This is a genomic window from Chelativorans sp. M5D2P16 (genome assembly GCF_034427935.1).
Lineage (GTDB): Bacteria > Pseudomonadota > Alphaproteobacteria > Rhizobiales > Rhizobiaceae > Chelativorans.
The window spans coordinates 117,158-131,995 of record NZ_JAXQNM010000042.1 but is presented as its reverse complement, the minus strand read 5'-3'; the positions used below and the strand labels follow the sequence as shown (position 1 = coordinate 131,995).

At 67.3% G+C, this 14,838-nt stretch carries 14 protein-coding genes; 12 read left to right on the top strand and 2 right to left on the bottom strand.

What is annotated here, in order from left to right; translation table 11 throughout:
- Nucleotides 1-218: 218 nt before the first annotated feature.
- The gene (locus SIN08_RS22845; RefSeq protein ID WP_322453926.1) at nt 219-884 is read left to right on the top strand and encodes a hypothetical protein; all 666 of its coding nucleotides are present in this window, start codon (nt 219-221) and stop codon (nt 882-884) included.
- A gap of 9 nt (nt 885-893) precedes the next feature.
- Here SIN08_RS22845 and SIN08_RS22840 read toward each other — a convergent pair whose 3' ends face one another.
- Nucleotides 894-1,340 (bottom strand): nucleoside deaminase, encoded by a 447-nt coding sequence (locus tag SIN08_RS22840; protein ID WP_322454063.1) that lies wholly within the window; start codon nt 1,338-1,340, stop codon nt 894-896.
- Between the two features lie 106 nt (nt 1,341-1,446).
- On the opposite strand from SIN08_RS22840, the gene SIN08_RS22835 reads away from it, so the two are divergent.
- From SIN08_RS22835 to SIN08_RS22815, 5 genes are all read left to right on the top strand, one after another.
- On the top strand, nt 1,447-2,808 hold the full coding sequence (locus tag SIN08_RS22835; protein WP_322453925.1) for a pseudouridine synthase: 1,362 nt from the start codon (nt 1,447-1,449) through the stop codon (nt 2,806-2,808).
- 5 nt (nt 2,809-2,813) lie between these two features.
- Nucleotides 2,814-3,368 carry a 16S rRNA (guanine(966)-N(2))-methyltransferase RsmD gene (gene rsmD / locus SIN08_RS22830; RefSeq protein WP_322453924.1) on the top strand — a complete coding sequence of 185 codons (555 nt, stop codon included), beginning with the start codon at nt 2,814-2,816 and terminating at the stop codon, nt 3,366-3,368.
- A 91-nt stretch (nt 3,369-3,459) separates the two neighbouring features.
- Entirely contained in the window at nt 3,460-4,836 is a 1,377-nt protein-coding gene (locus SIN08_RS22825; protein ID WP_322453923.1) for a pitrilysin family protein, read from the top strand.
- Nucleotides 4,833-6,206 (top strand): pitrilysin family protein, encoded by a 1,374-nt coding sequence (locus tag SIN08_RS22820; RefSeq protein ID WP_322453922.1) that lies wholly within the window; start codon nt 4,833-4,835, stop codon nt 6,204-6,206. Before SIN08_RS22825 ends, SIN08_RS22820 begins: the two co-directional genes overlap by 4 nt.
- Before the next feature lie 92 nt (nt 6,207-6,298).
- The gene (locus tag SIN08_RS22815) at nt 6,299-7,183 is read left to right on the top strand and encodes a patatin-like phospholipase family protein (protein WP_322453921.1); all 885 of its coding nucleotides are present in this window, start codon (nt 6,299-6,301) and stop codon (nt 7,181-7,183) included.
- A gap of 19 nt (nt 7,184-7,202) precedes the next feature.
- Here SIN08_RS22815 and SIN08_RS22810 read toward each other — a convergent pair whose 3' ends face one another.
- On the bottom strand, nt 7,203-9,002 hold the full coding sequence (locus SIN08_RS22810) for a monovalent cation:proton antiporter-2 (CPA2) family protein (protein ID WP_322454062.1): 1,800 nt from the start codon (nt 9,000-9,002) through the stop codon (nt 7,203-7,205).
- 157 nt (nt 9,003-9,159) lie between these two features.
- Between SIN08_RS22810 and SIN08_RS22805 the strand changes: the two genes are divergently transcribed.
- The 6 genes from SIN08_RS22805 (at nt 9,160) to lpxK (ending at nt 14,827) form a co-directional block, all read left to right on the top strand.
- Nucleotides 9,160-10,500 (top strand): TldD/PmbA family protein, encoded by a 1,341-nt coding sequence (locus tag SIN08_RS22805; RefSeq protein ID WP_322453920.1) that lies wholly within the window; start codon nt 9,160-9,162, stop codon nt 10,498-10,500.
- The gene (locus SIN08_RS22800; RefSeq protein ID WP_416208121.1) at nt 10,487-11,290 is read left to right on the top strand and encodes a 3'(2'),5'-bisphosphate nucleotidase CysQ; all 804 of its coding nucleotides are present in this window, start codon (nt 10,487-10,489) and stop codon (nt 11,288-11,290) included. The genes SIN08_RS22805 and SIN08_RS22800 overlap by 14 nt, the downstream gene beginning before the upstream one ends.
- A gap of 135 nt (nt 11,291-11,425) precedes the next feature.
- Nucleotides 11,426-11,677: a DUF4170 domain-containing protein gene (locus SIN08_RS22795; protein WP_322453919.1), complete on the top strand. Its 252-nt coding sequence runs from the start codon at nt 11,426-11,428 to the stop codon at nt 11,675-11,677.
- 4 nt (nt 11,678-11,681) lie between these two features.
- The gene (locus SIN08_RS22790; protein WP_322453918.1) at nt 11,682-12,473 is read left to right on the top strand and encodes a lysophospholipid acyltransferase family protein; all 792 of its coding nucleotides are present in this window, start codon (nt 11,682-11,684) and stop codon (nt 12,471-12,473) included.
- Entirely contained in the window at nt 12,470-13,792 is a 1,323-nt protein-coding gene (waaA, locus tag SIN08_RS22785; protein ID WP_322453917.1) for a lipid IV(A) 3-deoxy-D-manno-octulosonic acid transferase, read from the top strand. Before SIN08_RS22790 ends, waaA begins: the two co-directional genes overlap by 4 nt.
- A gap of 3 nt (nt 13,793-13,795) precedes the next feature.
- Nucleotides 13,796-14,827 carry a tetraacyldisaccharide 4'-kinase gene (lpxK, locus tag SIN08_RS22780; RefSeq protein ID WP_322453916.1) on the top strand — a complete coding sequence of 344 codons (1,032 nt, stop codon included), beginning with the start codon at nt 13,796-13,798 and terminating at the stop codon, nt 14,825-14,827.
- Nucleotides 14,828-14,838 lie beyond the last annotated feature (11 nt).

Here is a 14,838-nt window from a genome sequence, read left to right as displayed (position 1 = left end):
TTCAAGGCGCGATGCACGGAGGGAAAGGCCGTTAGCGCCCTCCCTCCGCCACGTGAGGCGCGGTGTTGAACGGTGCGCGCCGGCGGGGCCGTTGCGTCCGGCCGGCACGTCCGGTAAAAGGCCGGCATGAACGCGCCATCATCTCGTCGGATTCGGCGGCGAGAAGGCATGGCATGGGGCCGCGATCGTCGGGTCCCAGGCGCTGAGGAGAGTTGGACGTGAGCAGGCTGCACACTGGCATGCGCATCGGCCGCGGAGGACCGCGCACGGCATCGCTGATGGCCCGAGCGGGTCTGCTCGCCGCCGTCGCCGCCCTTTCCGCATGCGGCGGCACCACCTACGGCACCGGAACCACCGCGGAAAAGCAACTGGTGGAGGACCTGACCGGCGCCCTGTCGCTCAAGCCGGATAGGCAGAAGCCGATCAATTACGTGCCGCGCGCCGGCCTCGTGAAGCCGCCCTCCACCGAGGTGCTGCCGCCACCCCAGGAGGATGCGGCGCGCGAGAACCCGGCCTGGCCCGAATCGCCCGAGGAGCGCCTGGCGCGTGTTCGTGCGGAGGCGACGGCGAACCAGGACAATCCGTACTACCGCCCGAACGTCATCCGCGACATTCACCATAGCGAAAACCAGCCCGAGGGCCTCTCGGCCGATCGTCAGAAGCGGGAAGAGCAGCGCAAGGAATTCCAGCGCCGCAAGCAGATGGCGCGGCAGGGCAGCCCCAATACCCGGCGCTATCTGAGCGACCCGCCGGTGGAATACCGCCAGCCCGCGGAGACCGCGCCGGCCGACGAACTCGGCGAGGATGAGTGGAAGAAAAAGCGCCAGGCCGCGAGCGAGGAGTCGGGTGGCGGCCTGCGCAAGCTCATCCCCTGGCTGAACTGAAGCCGGGAATCAGCCGTCCTCGGATGCGGCACGCCTGAGCGAAAAGAAATCCTTGAGCAACTGCGCCGCCGCGCGCTCGCCGAGACCTTCGTAGACCTCCGGCGCGTGGTGGCAGGTGGGCTGGCCGAAGAAGCGCCCGCCATGGATGACGCCGCCCCCTTTTTCGTCTCCAGCGGCGAAATAGAGCCGGCGGATGCGCGCAAAGGAGATGGCCGCCGCGCACATGGCGCAGGGCTCGAGCGTGACGTAGAGGTTGGCGCCGGGAAGCCGCTCGGAGGCCTCGGCCCGGCAGGCGGCCCTCAGCGCCAGGATCTCGGCATGCGCCGTCGGATCGCTGTATTCGCGCGTGCGGTTGCCCGCCCGCGCAAGCACAGCACCCTCGCGCACGATCACCGCCCCGACGGGAACCTCGCCGCGCTCGCCTGCCATGCGCGCCTCGTCGAGCGCCATGTCCATGAAGGGCGGGTAGCTGTTCGACTGTTTTGGGGTCACGCTTTTTGCTCGCAAGATCCGGGACGAATTGATACCTAGCCCCTGGCGGCCCTGAAAGGCAAACACCACCATGAAGAACGACAAGAAGAAGGAAAGGGCCGGCGCGAAGCGCCCGTCGAAGCCGGCCGGCAAGCCGCGGTCTCCGGCGGCTTCCGCTGCTGCGTCATCGAAGGCGCACGGGCCCGCCGGTCCTGATGCGCCGGGAGAGCGCATCGCCAAGAGGCTGGCGCGCGCCGGTGTCGCCTCGCGGCGCGATGCGGAAGCGATGATCGCCGAGGGCCGGGTGAAGGTGAACGGCCGCGTGCTCGACACGCCCGCCTTCAACGTGCGGCCCTCCGACCGCATCGAGGTCGACGGCACGCCCATTCCGCAGATGGAGCGCACCCGGCTTTTCCTCCTGCACAAGCCGGCCGGCGTCGTCACCACCAGCCGCGACCCGGAGGGCCGCCGGACGGTGTTCGACATCCTGCCCGCCGGCCTTCCCCGGCTGGTGGCGGTCGGACGGCTCGACATCAACACGGAAGGGCTGCTGCTGCTGACCAATGACGGCGGCCTTGCCCGTGTCCTGGAATTGCCGTCCACCGGTTGGCTGCGCCGCTATCGCGTGCGCGTACACGGCAGCGTCGATCCACTGGCGCTGGCCGAGCTGGAGAAGGGAATCGCCGTCGACGGCGTCTTCTACGGCGCCATCGAAGCCACGCTCGACCGCAAGCAGGGTTCGAACGCGTGGCTGACGCTCGGCCTGCGCGAGGGCAAGAACCGCGAGGTGAAGAAGGTCCTGGGCACGCTGGGGCTCGAGGTGACCCGCCTTATCCGTATCTCCTACGGCCCCTTCCAGCTTGGCGTGCTGCCGGAAGGCGCGGTTCAGGAGATAAAGGGGCGCATGCTGCGCGACCAACTCGGCGAGCGTCTGCTCTCCGAGGCCGGCGCCAATTTCGATGCACCGATCGCCCGGCCTTTCCCCAACCGGCCCCTGCGTGCCGGCGACGTCGCGGCCAGCCAGCCGGCGGAGGAGCCGAAGAAGCGCGCCGGCACGCCGGAGGAGCCCGTCCGGCCACCGCGGCACGACCGCAAAAGGACGCGCGAGGAGAAGCGCGAGGAGGCGCGCGACCGCCTGCAGACGAAGCCTCCCTCGACCGGCAAGGGCAGCCGAGGCGGACAACGCGGCAAGGGCGATGAAAAAACCAGCAAGGCGGGCCGGACGGCCGGCCAGCCAGCCCGCCCCGTCGAGCGCCGCTCGCGCGCGGCCAATGTCTGGATGGCACCGGGGGCACGGCCCGTCGGCCCAAAAAAGGCCGCCGATCAACGGGACGACGGCGGTGATCACAAGGCGGGACGCGGTTCCGGGACCGGCGGCCAGGCCAGCGGGCGCACCGGGCGCACCGAGCGCCGCCCCAAGGGCGGCAAGCCCCGGTCCGGCGAGCGACGGTAGCGGGAATGCGCGTCGTTGGCGGAAGGCTGCGTGGACGGCGGCTCGCCTCGCCGCGGTCCGATGCCATCCGGCCCACCACGGACCGTGCCCGCGAGGCGCTGTTCAACATCCTGGAGCACGGATATCCCGGCAGCATCGAGGGGCGGCGCGTGCTCGATCTCTTCTCTGGCAGTGGGGCGCTGGGCATCGAAGCGCTTTCGCGCGGCGCAAAGTACTGCCTTTTCGTGGAACAGGATGCCGCCGCCCGCGCTTTGATCCGCGAAAATGTGGAGAGCCTCGGCCTTCAGGGCGTGACGCGCCTCTTCCGCCGCGACGCCACGCGCCTGGGGCCGGTCGGTACAATGGAGCCGTTCGGGCTCGTCTTTGCCGATCCGCCCTATGGCCGTGGGCTCGGCGAGCGGGCGCTCGCTTCCGCCATGGAAGGCGGTTGGCTCGTTGCCGATGCGCTGGTCGTCGTGGAGGAGGCTGCCGCCACCCCCTTCGCTCCGCCGGCTGGACTTGTGCTCCACGAGCGGCGCGTCTACACCGGCACGACACTGGCTTTTTGCGGCCTTGCCTGACTTTGGCCACGGTGAGGCCCTAGGCGGACTGCACGGGAAAGTTGCTGCTCGTCGCCCCTGCGGGCCGAGGTCACGTCAAAGAGGATTTTTCATGAGGCCGCTGTCCGTCTTCGCCCTGATCGTTCTACTGGTGTTTCCCGCTCTTAACCAGGCTGCGGCTCAGGCCCCGCAGCCGGTCGAGGTGGAAACCTTCGTCCTCGACAACGGACTGAAAGTCGTCGTCGTCCCAGAGCGGCGCGTACCGGTGGTCACGCATATGCTCTGGTACAAGGTGGGCAGCGCCGACGAGGAGCGCGGCGAGTCCGGCATCGCGCATTTCTTCGAGCATCTCATGTTCAAGCGCACCGAGACCCGTGAGGAGGGCGCCTTCGATGCGGCGGTGAAGGCGGTCGGCGGAAATCAGAACGCCTTCACCACCCAGGACTACACTGCCTATTTCCAGCAGGTGCCGCCGGACGCGCTGGGCGAGATGATGGCCTTCGAGGCCGACCGTATGGAAAACCTCATTCTCGACGAGCAGGCGATCGAGACCGAACGCCGGGTGGTGATGGAGGAGCGCCTTCAGCGCGTCGACAACAGGCCCTTCGGCATCCTCAACGAGGCCGTCGACGCGACACTTTACAAGAACCATCCCTACGGCATTCCGGTGATCGGCTGGATGCACGAGATCGAGGCGTTGGACCGGGATGAGCTCGTCGCCTTCTACGAACGCTACTACACGCCCAACAATGCCGTTCTCGTGGTGGCCGGCGACATTGACGCGGAGACCGTGCGTAGGCTCGCCTCGGAGACCTACGGCAGGATCCCGCCAGGCCCCGATCTGCCGCCGCGCGTCCGGCCGATGGAGCCGGAACCGAGGACGGTCCGCAGCGTGACCCTGCATGATCCGCGTGCCAGCCTGCCGAGCTTCATACGCCAGTGGTTCGCACCCGCCTATTTTTCCGAGCAGGGGAAGACGGCGGATGCCCTGCAGGTGCTGACGGAAATCCTCGGTGGCGGTTCGCGCAGCCGCCTCTATCAGGAGCTGGTGGTCAAGAGTCAGATCGCTTCCGCCGTCAGCGCCTGGACCGGTGTCGGGCGGCTCGATTATTCCAGCGTCGGCATTTACGCGCAATCGAACGACACTGCCGAACTTGACGAGGTGGAGCGCGTGATCGAGGCCGAAATTGCGAAGATCGCCGCCGAGGGCGTTTCCGAAAAGGAGCTCGAGACGGCAAAGAATGTGCTGGCAAGCCGGCTCATCCTCAACAACAACGATCAGATGTCGCGCGCCATGGAATACGGCGTCACGCTGGTGACCGGCGGTACGGTCGATGATCTGGGCAAGACGCGGGAGCGCATAGAGGCGGTGACCGTCGAGGACGTCCGCGCCGCCGCACGCGCCTATCTCGGGAACCGGCGTGGCGTTACCGGCTATCTGCTGCCCGAAGAAGCGGACACGGCAAGCGAGCAGGAGGATCCCGCATGAGGCCGATCAGCGCAATGTGTTTCCGGTGCGATGGCGATCACGCAAGGGTGTTGACGCGTCTCGGGCTCGCCGGGCTGACGGCTCTCCTGATGACCGTTCTGCCCGTCCGGGCAGCCAGCCTGGATATCGTCGAGGTCACGTCCGAAACGGGCGTGACCGCCTGGCTGGTGGAAGACCAGACGGACCCGACCGTGGCCCTCTCCTTCGCTTTTGCCAGCGGCAGCAACCAGGAGCCGGCCGGCAAGGAAGGCATGGCGGATCTGCTGGTCTCGCTGCTTGACGAAGGTGCGGGCGAACTGGATTCGGAAGCCTTCCAGCAACGGCTCTACGAGACGGGTGCGCAGCTTTCCTTCCGCGCCACCGGCAATCGCATCACCGGCGAGTTGAACATGCTGGCTGACGAGATCGAGGAGCCGCTTGAACTCCTGTCGCTCGCGCTCACCGCGCCGCGCTTCGACGAACAGCCCGTCGAGCGCATGCGCTCCGTCCTCCTTTCGCAAATCAGGGCGGAGAGCAACGACCCGGACGAGCAGGGCCAGCGGGCGCTGGCCGCCGCCCTTTACGGCGACCATCCCCTTGCCCGGCAGCCGACGCTGGAATCCCTTCAGGCGGTCTCGCGCGAGGACCTCGAGGGCTTTCACCGCAGGACCTTCGCGCGCTCGAACCTTTTCATCGGCGTCGTCGGCGCCATAGATCCGGAGACCCTGCGCAGCGTTCTCGACGAGGTGTTCGCAGAACTTCCGGCCGAAGCCGATTTGAAGGAAGTTCCTCCGCCGGATCTCAATTTCGGCGAGGAGGTTGCGCAGGTCTACGACCGTCCGCAATCCTCGATCAGCCTCGTCTATCCCGGCGTCGCCGCGACGAATGACGACATCTATGCCGCCTCCGTCGTCGCCGAGGTTATCGGCGGCGACGGGCTGGTCTCGCGGCTCTTCACCGAGGTGCGGGAGCGGCGCGGTCTGGCCTATGGCGCGGGCGCCTTCCTCGACAGCGACGTCGATTGGGGACGACTGGTCGTCTATACATCGACCAGCGCCGACCAGACCGGAGAGGCCCTGGGGGCGGTCCGCGAGGTCGTGCAGAACATGGCCGAGGAAGGGCCGACGGCTGAGGAACTCGAAAGCGCGAAGCGCTATCTCATCGGTTCCTATGCCGTTGGGAACCTCAGTTCGACCACCAGCATCGCCCGCACTCTTGTCAGCCTGCAGCGTCTCGGCCGGGGACGGGATTATCTCGAGCGGCGTGATGCCCTCTTCAACGCCGTCACGCTTGAAGACGCCCGGGACATGGCAAGCAGGCTGCTTTCCGTCGAGCCGACAATGCTCATCGTCGGGCCCGAGGTCGAGGAAACCGCGGACCAGGACGGCTGAAGGCTAGGGGCTGTCAGTTCCTGACGGCCTCTGGAGCCCGGCCGGCAAAAGTGATACCGCTTGCCCCGGCGCAACGATGAAGTGCGGCGGCAATGACTGATCGCAGCGATGCGGCCGCCACCCTGGTGGACCGCAAGCCTCCTGCAGGACCCACCTTCGCGATCGCCTTCGGCGGTGGCGGTGCCCGCGGGCTCGCGCATATTCACGCCATCGAGGCGCTCGACGAGCTCGGGATCCGGCCGGTGGCGATCTCGGGGTCGTCCATCGGCGCGCTCATGGGGGCGGGCATGGCCGCCGGCATGAGTGGAAAGGAGATCCGCGCCTATGCGAGCGGCGTGCTCGCCAGCCGCGCGGAAGTGGCGAGCCGTCTCTGGCGCGCCCGCCCGGCGAAGTTTTCCGAGATGATGGAGGGCGGCCTGCGGCTCGGCCAGTTCAATGCCGAACGCATCATCAAGGCGTTCCTTCCGGCACAGATCCCCCACAGTTTCGAGGAACTGCAAATCCCCCTCCATGTGACGGCGACCGACTACTACGGCCACCGGCTGGCCGTTTTCAAACAGGGGGATCTGCGTTCGGCCCTCGCCGCCTCCGCCGCCCTGCCGGCCGTCTTTCGGCCCGTGCGGCGCGACGGCATGACGCTGATCGACGGCGGGATCTACAATCCCGTGCCCTTCGACGTTCTGGAAGGCGCGGCCGACGTTCTGATCGCCATCGATGTGGTCGGCGCGCCGACCGTGCGCTCGCCCAAGGTGCCGAGCACCATCGAGATGATGTTCGGCGCCACCCAGCTCATGATGCAGTCGATCATCGCCCTGAAGCTGCAGAACAAGCGCCCGGACATCCTGCTGCGCCCGGCCGTCGAGCGCTTCCGTGTCCTCGATTTCCTCAAGGTAGACGCCATCATGGAGGAGACCGCCTCCATCAAGGACGAGCTGAAGCGGGCGGTCGAGGCCGCGCTCGAGGGATCGGCGCGGTAGCCGGTCATCGAACGGCCGCTCAGCTTTCGCTCGTCTCCGTCGTTCGGTCCAGCCGCCGCGCCTCGCGGGAGGGCTTGATCAGCGGCTCCGGTGTCACGGGCCGGACATGCATCCTGTCCTGGCCGGCCGCAAAGCCTTCGACCGCCTGGATGGCCAGCCGTTCCTCGTCGCGTCGGCGTACGTCCTCCTGGATTGCCCGGGCCAGGTCTTCCTCGACGTCGAGTGCCTCGAGCGACTTGCGCCCGAACAGAAGGGCGGACTCGAAGGTCTCGCGGACCTCGTATTCGACGCCGCGTGCCATGAGCGCCAGCGTGTGGGCGCGGTCGTAGGAGCGCACGTAGAGCTTCACATGCGGAAACTCCGACCGGATCATGTCGACGATCGCGTCCGTCACCGAGCGCGCATTGGTGCACACGGCCACCACCCGGGCGCGCCTGATTCCGGCGGCCTCCAGCACCTCCTTGCGTCGGCCGTCGCCGAAATAGATGCGGAAGCCGAATTTCTCCACCGCCCGTACACGGATCGCCGAATGGTCGATGATCGTCACGTCCTTGCCGCCGGCCAGAAGGATTTGCGAGGCGATCTGACCGAACCGGGAAAAGCCGATCATCAGCACATCGGCCTCCGCGCCCTGGAAATCCTCGTCGATCTCCTCCTCCGTCTCGGTTTGAAGGAGCATTTCGCCGAGCCGCACCGAGAGCGGAGTGGCGGCCATCGACAGCGTCACCACCGCCGTCAGCAGCGAGGCGGTCGCGGGGGAGAGGATCAGCGCCGAAGAAGCGGCGGTGAAGAGCACGAATCCGAACTCGCCGCCCTGCGGAAGAAGTGCGGCAATCCGCACCGCGTCGTTGTGGTTGCAGCCGGAGATCCGGCACAGGCCGTAGATCAGGATGCCCTTGACGGCCATCAGCGCGGGGACGGCCAGAAGCACGACGAGCCAGTTGGCGATGATCACGTCGACCTTCAGGGAAAGGCCGACAGCCATGAAGAACAGGCCCAGAAGGATACCGCGAAACGGTTCGATGTCGGCTTCGAGTTCGTGCCGGAAGGCCGAGTCGGCCAGGAGCACGCCGGCGATGAAGGCCCCGAGCGCCATCGACAGCCCGGCCATCTGCATGAGGCTTGCCGAGCCCAGCACCACCAGGAGCGCAGCCGCCAGCATCGCCTCGCGTGCGCCGGTGGTGGCGATCAGGCGGAAGAGCGGGTTGATGAGATAGCGCCCGGCCACCACCAGGGCGGCGACGCTGGCGAGCGCCAGAAGAAAGCGCGCGCCGCTGATGGCCTCGGCGCCCTCGCCGCCCGGCGAAAGGAGTGGCACGAGCGCGAGCAGCGGCGCGATTGCCATGTCCTGGAAAAGCAGGATCGAAAAGGCGGTCTGGCCGAAACGCCGGTTGAGCGCCCCTTGCGCTTCCATGGTCTGCACGGCGAAGGCGGTGGAGGAGAGCGCGAGCCCGAAACCGATGATGACCGCTGCGGCAAGGGAGAAGCCGAGCGCCAGCCAGACGGCCGCCGCCAGCGCGACACCCGTCGCCAGCACCTGGGCGAGACCCATGCCGAAGATGTCGCGCCGCATCGCCCACAGCCGCGAGGGATTGAGTTCCAGCCCGATGATGAAGAGCAGGAAGACGATGCCGAGCTCCGCCACGTGCAGCAGTTCCTCGCCGCCGGAAATCAGCCGTGCGGCGGGACCGATTGCCACGCCGGCCGCCAGATAGCCGAGGATGGTGCCGAGGCCGAGGCGCTTGAAAAGGGGGGCTGCGATCACCGCGCCACCGAGGAGCAGCAGCGGCTCGTAATAGACTACGGCGTTTCCTTCCATTCCTTCCCCTTCGGCCGTTCCGCTCGTGCCGTCCGTGCGGGCCGGCATTGCCCTGTCGCCCCCGGCACCATAAATGGTTGGTGTCACCATGTCTGTTGACTTTTTTCGTGTATTTCGCCGAAGCAGGGCTTACGGCCCGAAACCCTGAAGGCTTCTCATGACCGCATCCGACCAGAAGACTCTCCTCGACCGCGTCGCCGCCCTGGTGGAGATGGCCGAACGTGCCGGCGCCGATGCCGCCGATGCGGTGGTGATGCGCTCGCGCTCGAGCAGTGTGGCCGTCCGGCTGGGCAAGGTGGAGGGCACGGAATCGGCCGAAAGCGACGACATGTCCCTGCGTGTCTTCATCGGCAATCGCGTGGCCGCCGTCTCCGCGACCGTCGGCGCCGACCTGGCCGCGCTCGCCGAGCGTGCCATCGCGATGGCCCGGGTTTCGCCGGAAGACCCCTATCAGGGCCTGGCCGATCCGGCGCGGCTGGCGCGCGACATCGCGGACCTCGATCTGGTCGACGACACCGAGATTCCCGCCGATCGGCTGAAGGAGGACGCGCTCGCCATGGAGGAGGCCGCGCTGGCGGTTCCGGGTGTGACCAATTCCTCCGGCGCTGCCGCCAGCGCCGGCTCGGGCGGGCTGGTGCTTGCCACCTCGCACGGTTTCGTCGGCCAGTATGCGGCCACGCGCTTCTCCCGCTCCGCCGCCGTGATCGCCGGTGAAGGCACGGCCATGGAGCGCGACTATGATTTTTCCTCCCGCCTTCATTTCGCCGATCTGGAGGAGACGGAGAAGATCGGCCGCACCGCCGGTGAACGGGCGGTAAAAAGGCTCAACGCACGCAAGGTAAAGACCGGTGTTTTCCCCGTCGTCTACGACCCGCGCGTGGCGCGCGGCATCGCCAGCCATCTGGCTGCCGCGATCAACGGCGCGTCCGTCGCGCGCAAGACCAGCTTCCTGCGTGACCGGATGGGCAAGGCGGTCGCCGCGCCGGGCGTGACCGTGACCGACGATCCCGTGAAGAAGCGCGGGCAGGCTTCGCGCCCCTTCGACGGGGAGGGCGTGGCGGGCGAGCGCCTTGTTCCGGTGGACGATGGTGTGCTGACGGCCTGGCTTCTGTCGACGGCAATTGCCCGCGAACTGGGGCTTGAGACGAACGGCCGCGGCGTGCGCGCCGCCTCGTCCGTCAATCCGTCGGCGACGAATTTCGCCATCGAGCCGGGTGAGGCCGCGCCGGAGGCGCTGATCGCCGGCATCAAGAATGGCTTCTACGTCACCGAGTTGTTCGGCCAGGGCGTCAATCTGGTGACCGGCGAATACAGCCGCGGCGCTTCCGGTTTCTGGATCGAGAACGGCGAGATCGCCTATCCCGTCTCCGAGGTGACGATCGCCTCCAATCTCAAGGACATGTTCCTGCGCATGACGCCGGCGAACGACCTCGACCGTAATTTCGGCACGGCGGCACCGACGCTGCTCATCGAAGGAATGACCGTTGCCGGTGAATGATGCCTCGGGCCAGGCTCTGGCGGACGATCGGTCGCTGATCGCGCGCGCGGCGCGGGAAGCCGGCCGGATCGCCATGCATTATTTCCGCAACGATCCCGAGGTCTGGTGGAAGGAAGGCAATTCGCCCGTCAGCAAGGCCGATCTGGAGGTTGATCTGTTCCTGCGCCGGACCCTCACGGAAGCGCGCCCCGACTACGGCTGGCTGTCGGAGGAGACCGTCGACAGCAAGGAGCGCCTGAGTGCCGCCCGCACTTTCGTCGTCGATCCCATCGACGGCACCCGCGCCTTCATCGAGGGGCGCCGGGTCTGGTGCGTCAGCGTTGCCGTGGTCGAGGACGGACGCGCCATTGCCGGAGTCTTGGAGTGCCCTGCCAGCGGCGAGACCTTCAGCGCCGCCCTGGGTGCCGGTGCCCGGCGTGACGGAGAGGCGATCACCGTGCGCAAGCCGGGACGCGAACTCCTCATGGCCGGTCCCAAGCCGATGATCAAGGCGCTGCCGGCGGAGGTTTTCGCACGGGTGGCGCCGCACCCTTACGTGCATTCGCTCGCCTATCGCTTGGCCATGGTGGCGGAAGGCCGGATGGACGCCACCTTCGTGCGACCGGCCTCCCATGACTGGGATGTGGCAGCGGCCGACATCATCCTCGCCGAGGCGGGCGGGCTGATCGTCGACGCCACGGGCGGCCGCCCGCGCTATGGCGGGCCGAACCCGCGCCTCGGACCGCTGGCGGCCGGCAGCGGGCACCTTTTGGAGTCCATGGCGGGTGTGTTGTCGGGCATTCGTGTGTAATGGGCGGTGGGCGCCGCTCCGCGCGGGGTTGCCTGCCGCTCAGAATGGATTCAAAAAGGGCGGGAACCGCTTCGCGGCATGCCGGCATTCCGGCATTCCGTCACAAAACCTCCCAATTGGGGTAGAATGACTGCCATGGCCGAGGAAACAGACAAGAGCCAGCTTCTTCATCTCGTCTTCGGTGGGGAGCTGAAGTCGCTGACGGGCACCGAATTCCGGGACCTCGAGGCGCTCGATATCGTCGGGATCTACGGGGACTACAAATCCGCCGAGGCAACCTGGCGGGCCAAGGCACAGGAAACGGTGGACAATGCCCACATGCGCTACTTCATTGTCCACCTCCATCGCCTGCTCGATCCGGATGCAGGCAAGGCAGGTCGGGACTGATTCCATGGGCGACAGGGCAATGGCGCCTTCGTCTCGGGTGGAGGCGAAACCACGCCCGCGCGCCCGCGCAGGGGTGATGAAGACGCTCTGGCGCCGTGTCCGCAAGCCCCTGGCGCGTTCCCACCACGTCAAGAAAGCCCTGGCATTCCTCATGGCAGCGGGAATCCGCTTCATAGAGCGGACCAACCGTCGGGTCGAAGGCTCGCACGACATGGAGGAGGTGATGGAGGCCCACGGGCCGGCCATTGCCGGGTTGTGGCATGGCCAGCACCTCCTGGCGCCCGCAGTCAATCCCCGCACGCATCCCGTCGTGGCCTTGTTTTCGCGCAGTGCCGATGCCGAGCTCAATGCGCTCGTGGCCCAGAGGCTGGGTTTCGACATCGTGCGCGGTTCCGGCGGGCGCGAGGGTAAGCACAAGGTCAGAAAGGGTGGTGCGGCCGCGCTCATCCAGCTGAAGCGCAAGATCGAGGCCGGTTTCAGCGTCGCCATGATCGCCGACATTCCCCACGGCACGCCGCGCCAGGCCGGCCTCGGCATCGTGACGCTCGCCCGGCTTTCAGGCCGGCCGATCGTGCCGATGGCAATCGCCACCAGCCGCCGCAAAGTCCTGAAGAACACGTGGGACAAGACGACGGTGAATCTGCCCTTCGGCCGCCTTGCCCTCATCCTCGGGGAACCGATCTTCGTGGCGGCCGACGCGGACGACCATGAAATGGAGGAGAAGCGCCGGCAGGTCACCGACGCGATCGATGAGGTCACCGGCAAGGCCTACCAGCTCGTCGATGGCCGAGAATGAGCGAACGCTGGGCGCGAGCCATCCTTGCCACGTATCGCTGGACAGGCGCGGCTGCCTATCCGCTCATCGGCGGCTACATCGCCTGGCGTGTCAGCAAGGGCAAGGAAGACCGCATCCGCCGCCACGAGCGCTACGGCAAACCGAGCCGCGAGCGGCCCTCCGGCCCGCTGGTCTGGATGCATGCGGCGAGCGTCGGCGAGACGATCGCCGTTCTGGGACTGGTCGAGCATCTGCTGACAAGCCGCATCAACGTGGTGCTGACGACCGGAACGGTGACCTCGGCGAGTGTCGCTGAGGAGCGGCTGGGCGACCGCGTCGTTCACCAGTATGTACCGCTCGATCTGAAGCCGGCCGTCAGCCGCTTTCTCAGCCATTGGACGCCCGATCTCGCCATCATGGCCGAATCGGAGATCTGGCCCGTCACCATCCTGGAGCTCGGCGTTCGGCACGTGCCCCAGGTGCTCGTCAACGGACGCATGTCCGACCGTTCCTTCGCGCGCTGGCGCAGGCGTCCCTACCTGGCCGAGGCGCTGTTCGAGAATCTCGCCCACGTGGTCGCCCAATCCGAAGTGGACGGCGAGCGTTTCCGGGCACTCGGTGCACGGCCGGTCACCGTCTCGGGAAATCTGAAGGTGGACACGCCGATGCCGCCGGTCGACGCGGACATGCTTGCCCGGTTGAAAGGGATGCTGGGCACCCGCCCGGTGTGGGCGGCGGTCTCCACCCATCCGGGGGAAGAGGAAGCGGCGGCGGATGTTCACAAGATGCTGCGCCGGCGCCGTCCCGATCTCATTACCATCATCGTGCCTCGACATCCCGAGCGCGCCCCGGCAATCAAGGCCGCCCTCGCCGAAAAGGGGCTCAGTGTCGCCTGTCGCAGCGATAATGGGGCTATAACAGCGCAGACGGATATCCTTTTGGGCGATACGATCGGAGAGATGGGACTTTACTTGCGGTTGACCGAGATTGCCTTCATGGGACGTTCGCTCACGGGCGAGGGCGGACAGAACCCGATTGAGCCCGCCATGCTGGGCACGGCGGTCCTTTCGGGCGTTCACGTCCAGAACTTCCGCGATCCTTACGCCCGCCTGCTTGATCGCGGCGGGGCGCGGCTGGTGCGCGACACGCAGATGCTGGCCGGCGCGGTGAACTTTCTGCTCAACAATGATGCGATGCGCGGCGCGATGATTGCCGCCGGCCGGCGGGCGGTGCACGAAATGTCGGGTGCCTTGTCGCATACGCTGGTGGCGCTCGAACCTTTCGTCCATCCGCTCATCGTCAAGAGCCGTCTGCAGGGTAGCGGCGGCGGGCGGGGTTGAGCGATGGCGACGAGCGAGGCGCCCCCCTTCTGGTGGGAGAGGTCGGACTGGCGCGCCTGGGCCCTGTGGCCCTTCTCGACGGCATACGGGCTGGTCGCCCGCGCGCGGCTGGGCGCGGCGCGGCGGGAAAGGATCCCCGCGGCGGTGCTTTGCGTCGGCAATCTCACCGTCGGCGGCGAGGGCAAGACGCCGATCGCCATCGCGCTCGCCAGGGAGGCCAAGCGCCAGAAGCTGAAGATCGGCTTCCTTTCGCGTGGCTATGGAGGCAGCCTTTCCGAGCCGCACCTGGTGGATGCCAGGCAGGACACGGCACGCCTCGTCGGCGACGAGCCGCTGCTGCTCGCACGCCACGCACCCACCGTAGTCACGCCCGACCGGGCTGCCGGGGCCCGGCGTCTTGTGGAAGCTGGCTGTGATTTCATCATCATGGATGACGGGTTCCAGAGTGCACGCGTTCACATGGATTTCGCGCTGATCGTCGTCGACGCCCGGCGCGGCCTGGGCAATGGCCATGTCATCCCCGCAGGCCCGCTGCGTGCGCCTCTGATCGACCAGCTGCGCCATGCAGACGGCGTCGTGACCATGGGAGAGGGGGACGCTGCAGAGATCGTCGTGCGCCGCGCCTCCCGCGCCGGCAAGCCGGTCTTCGCCGCGCGGGTGAAGCCGCGCAAGGTGCGCGGGCTGAAGGATGTGCGCGTCCTTGCCTTCGCCGGTATCGGCAATCCCGAGAAGTTCTATGACACGCTGCGCAACACGGGTGCCGAGGTCGTCGCCACGCGTTCCTTTCCAGACCACTATCCCTATGGCGAGGACGACGTGGCTGAACTGGCCGCCCAGGCCGAGGCGGAGGGCCTGCAGCTCGTGACCACGGAAAAGGACCTGGTGCGTCTCGACGATGGGCCGGGCCCCGTCCGGGAGTTCGCCGCCAACGTGCGGGCGCTCCCCGTCGAAGCGGTGTTCGAAAGTGCCGCTGCGCCGGAACGCATCATCGCTGAAACGCTGACCGCCTGGCGCGAACGCATGCTGCAGCGCTGAGGAATTGGCTT

What these genes read in the sequence shown, in the direction of transcription:
- SIN08_RS22840 (WP_322454063.1), bottom strand. Translation starts at nt 1,340, where the DNA reads ATGGACATGGCGCTCGACGAGGCGCGCATGGCAGGCGAGCGCGGCGAG.
- SIN08_RS22835 (WP_322453925.1), top strand. Translation starts at nt 1,447, where the DNA reads ATGAAGAACGACAAGAAGAAGGAAAGGGCCGGCGCGAAGCGCCCGTCG.
- rsmD (WP_322453924.1), top strand. Translation starts at nt 2,814, where the DNA reads ATGCGCGTCGTTGGCGGAAGGCTGCGTGGACGGCGGCTCGCCTCGCCG.
- SIN08_RS22825 (WP_322453923.1), top strand. Translation starts at nt 3,460, where the DNA reads ATGAGGCCGCTGTCCGTCTTCGCCCTGATCGTTCTACTGGTGTTTCCC.
- SIN08_RS22820 (WP_322453922.1), top strand. Translation starts at nt 4,833, where the DNA reads ATGAGGCCGATCAGCGCAATGTGTTTCCGGTGCGATGGCGATCACGCA.
- SIN08_RS22815 (WP_322453921.1), top strand. Translation starts at nt 6,299, where the DNA reads ATGACTGATCGCAGCGATGCGGCCGCCACCCTGGTGGACCGCAAGCCT.
- SIN08_RS22810 (WP_322454062.1), bottom strand. Translation starts at nt 9,002, where the DNA reads ATGGAAGGAAACGCCGTAGTCTATTACGAGCCGCTGCTGCTCCTCGGT.
- SIN08_RS22805 (WP_322453920.1), top strand. Translation starts at nt 9,160, where the DNA reads ATGACCGCATCCGACCAGAAGACTCTCCTCGACCGCGTCGCCGCCCTG.
- SIN08_RS22795 (WP_322453919.1), top strand. Translation starts at nt 11,426, where the DNA reads ATGGCCGAGGAAACAGACAAGAGCCAGCTTCTTCATCTCGTCTTCGGT.
- SIN08_RS22790 (WP_322453918.1), top strand. Translation starts at nt 11,682, where the DNA reads ATGGGCGACAGGGCAATGGCGCCTTCGTCTCGGGTGGAGGCGAAACCA.
- waaA (WP_322453917.1), top strand. Translation starts at nt 12,470, where the DNA reads ATGAGCGAACGCTGGGCGCGAGCCATCCTTGCCACGTATCGCTGGACA.
- lpxK (WP_322453916.1), top strand. Translation starts at nt 13,796, where the DNA reads ATGGCGACGAGCGAGGCGCCCCCCTTCTGGTGGGAGAGGTCGGACTGG.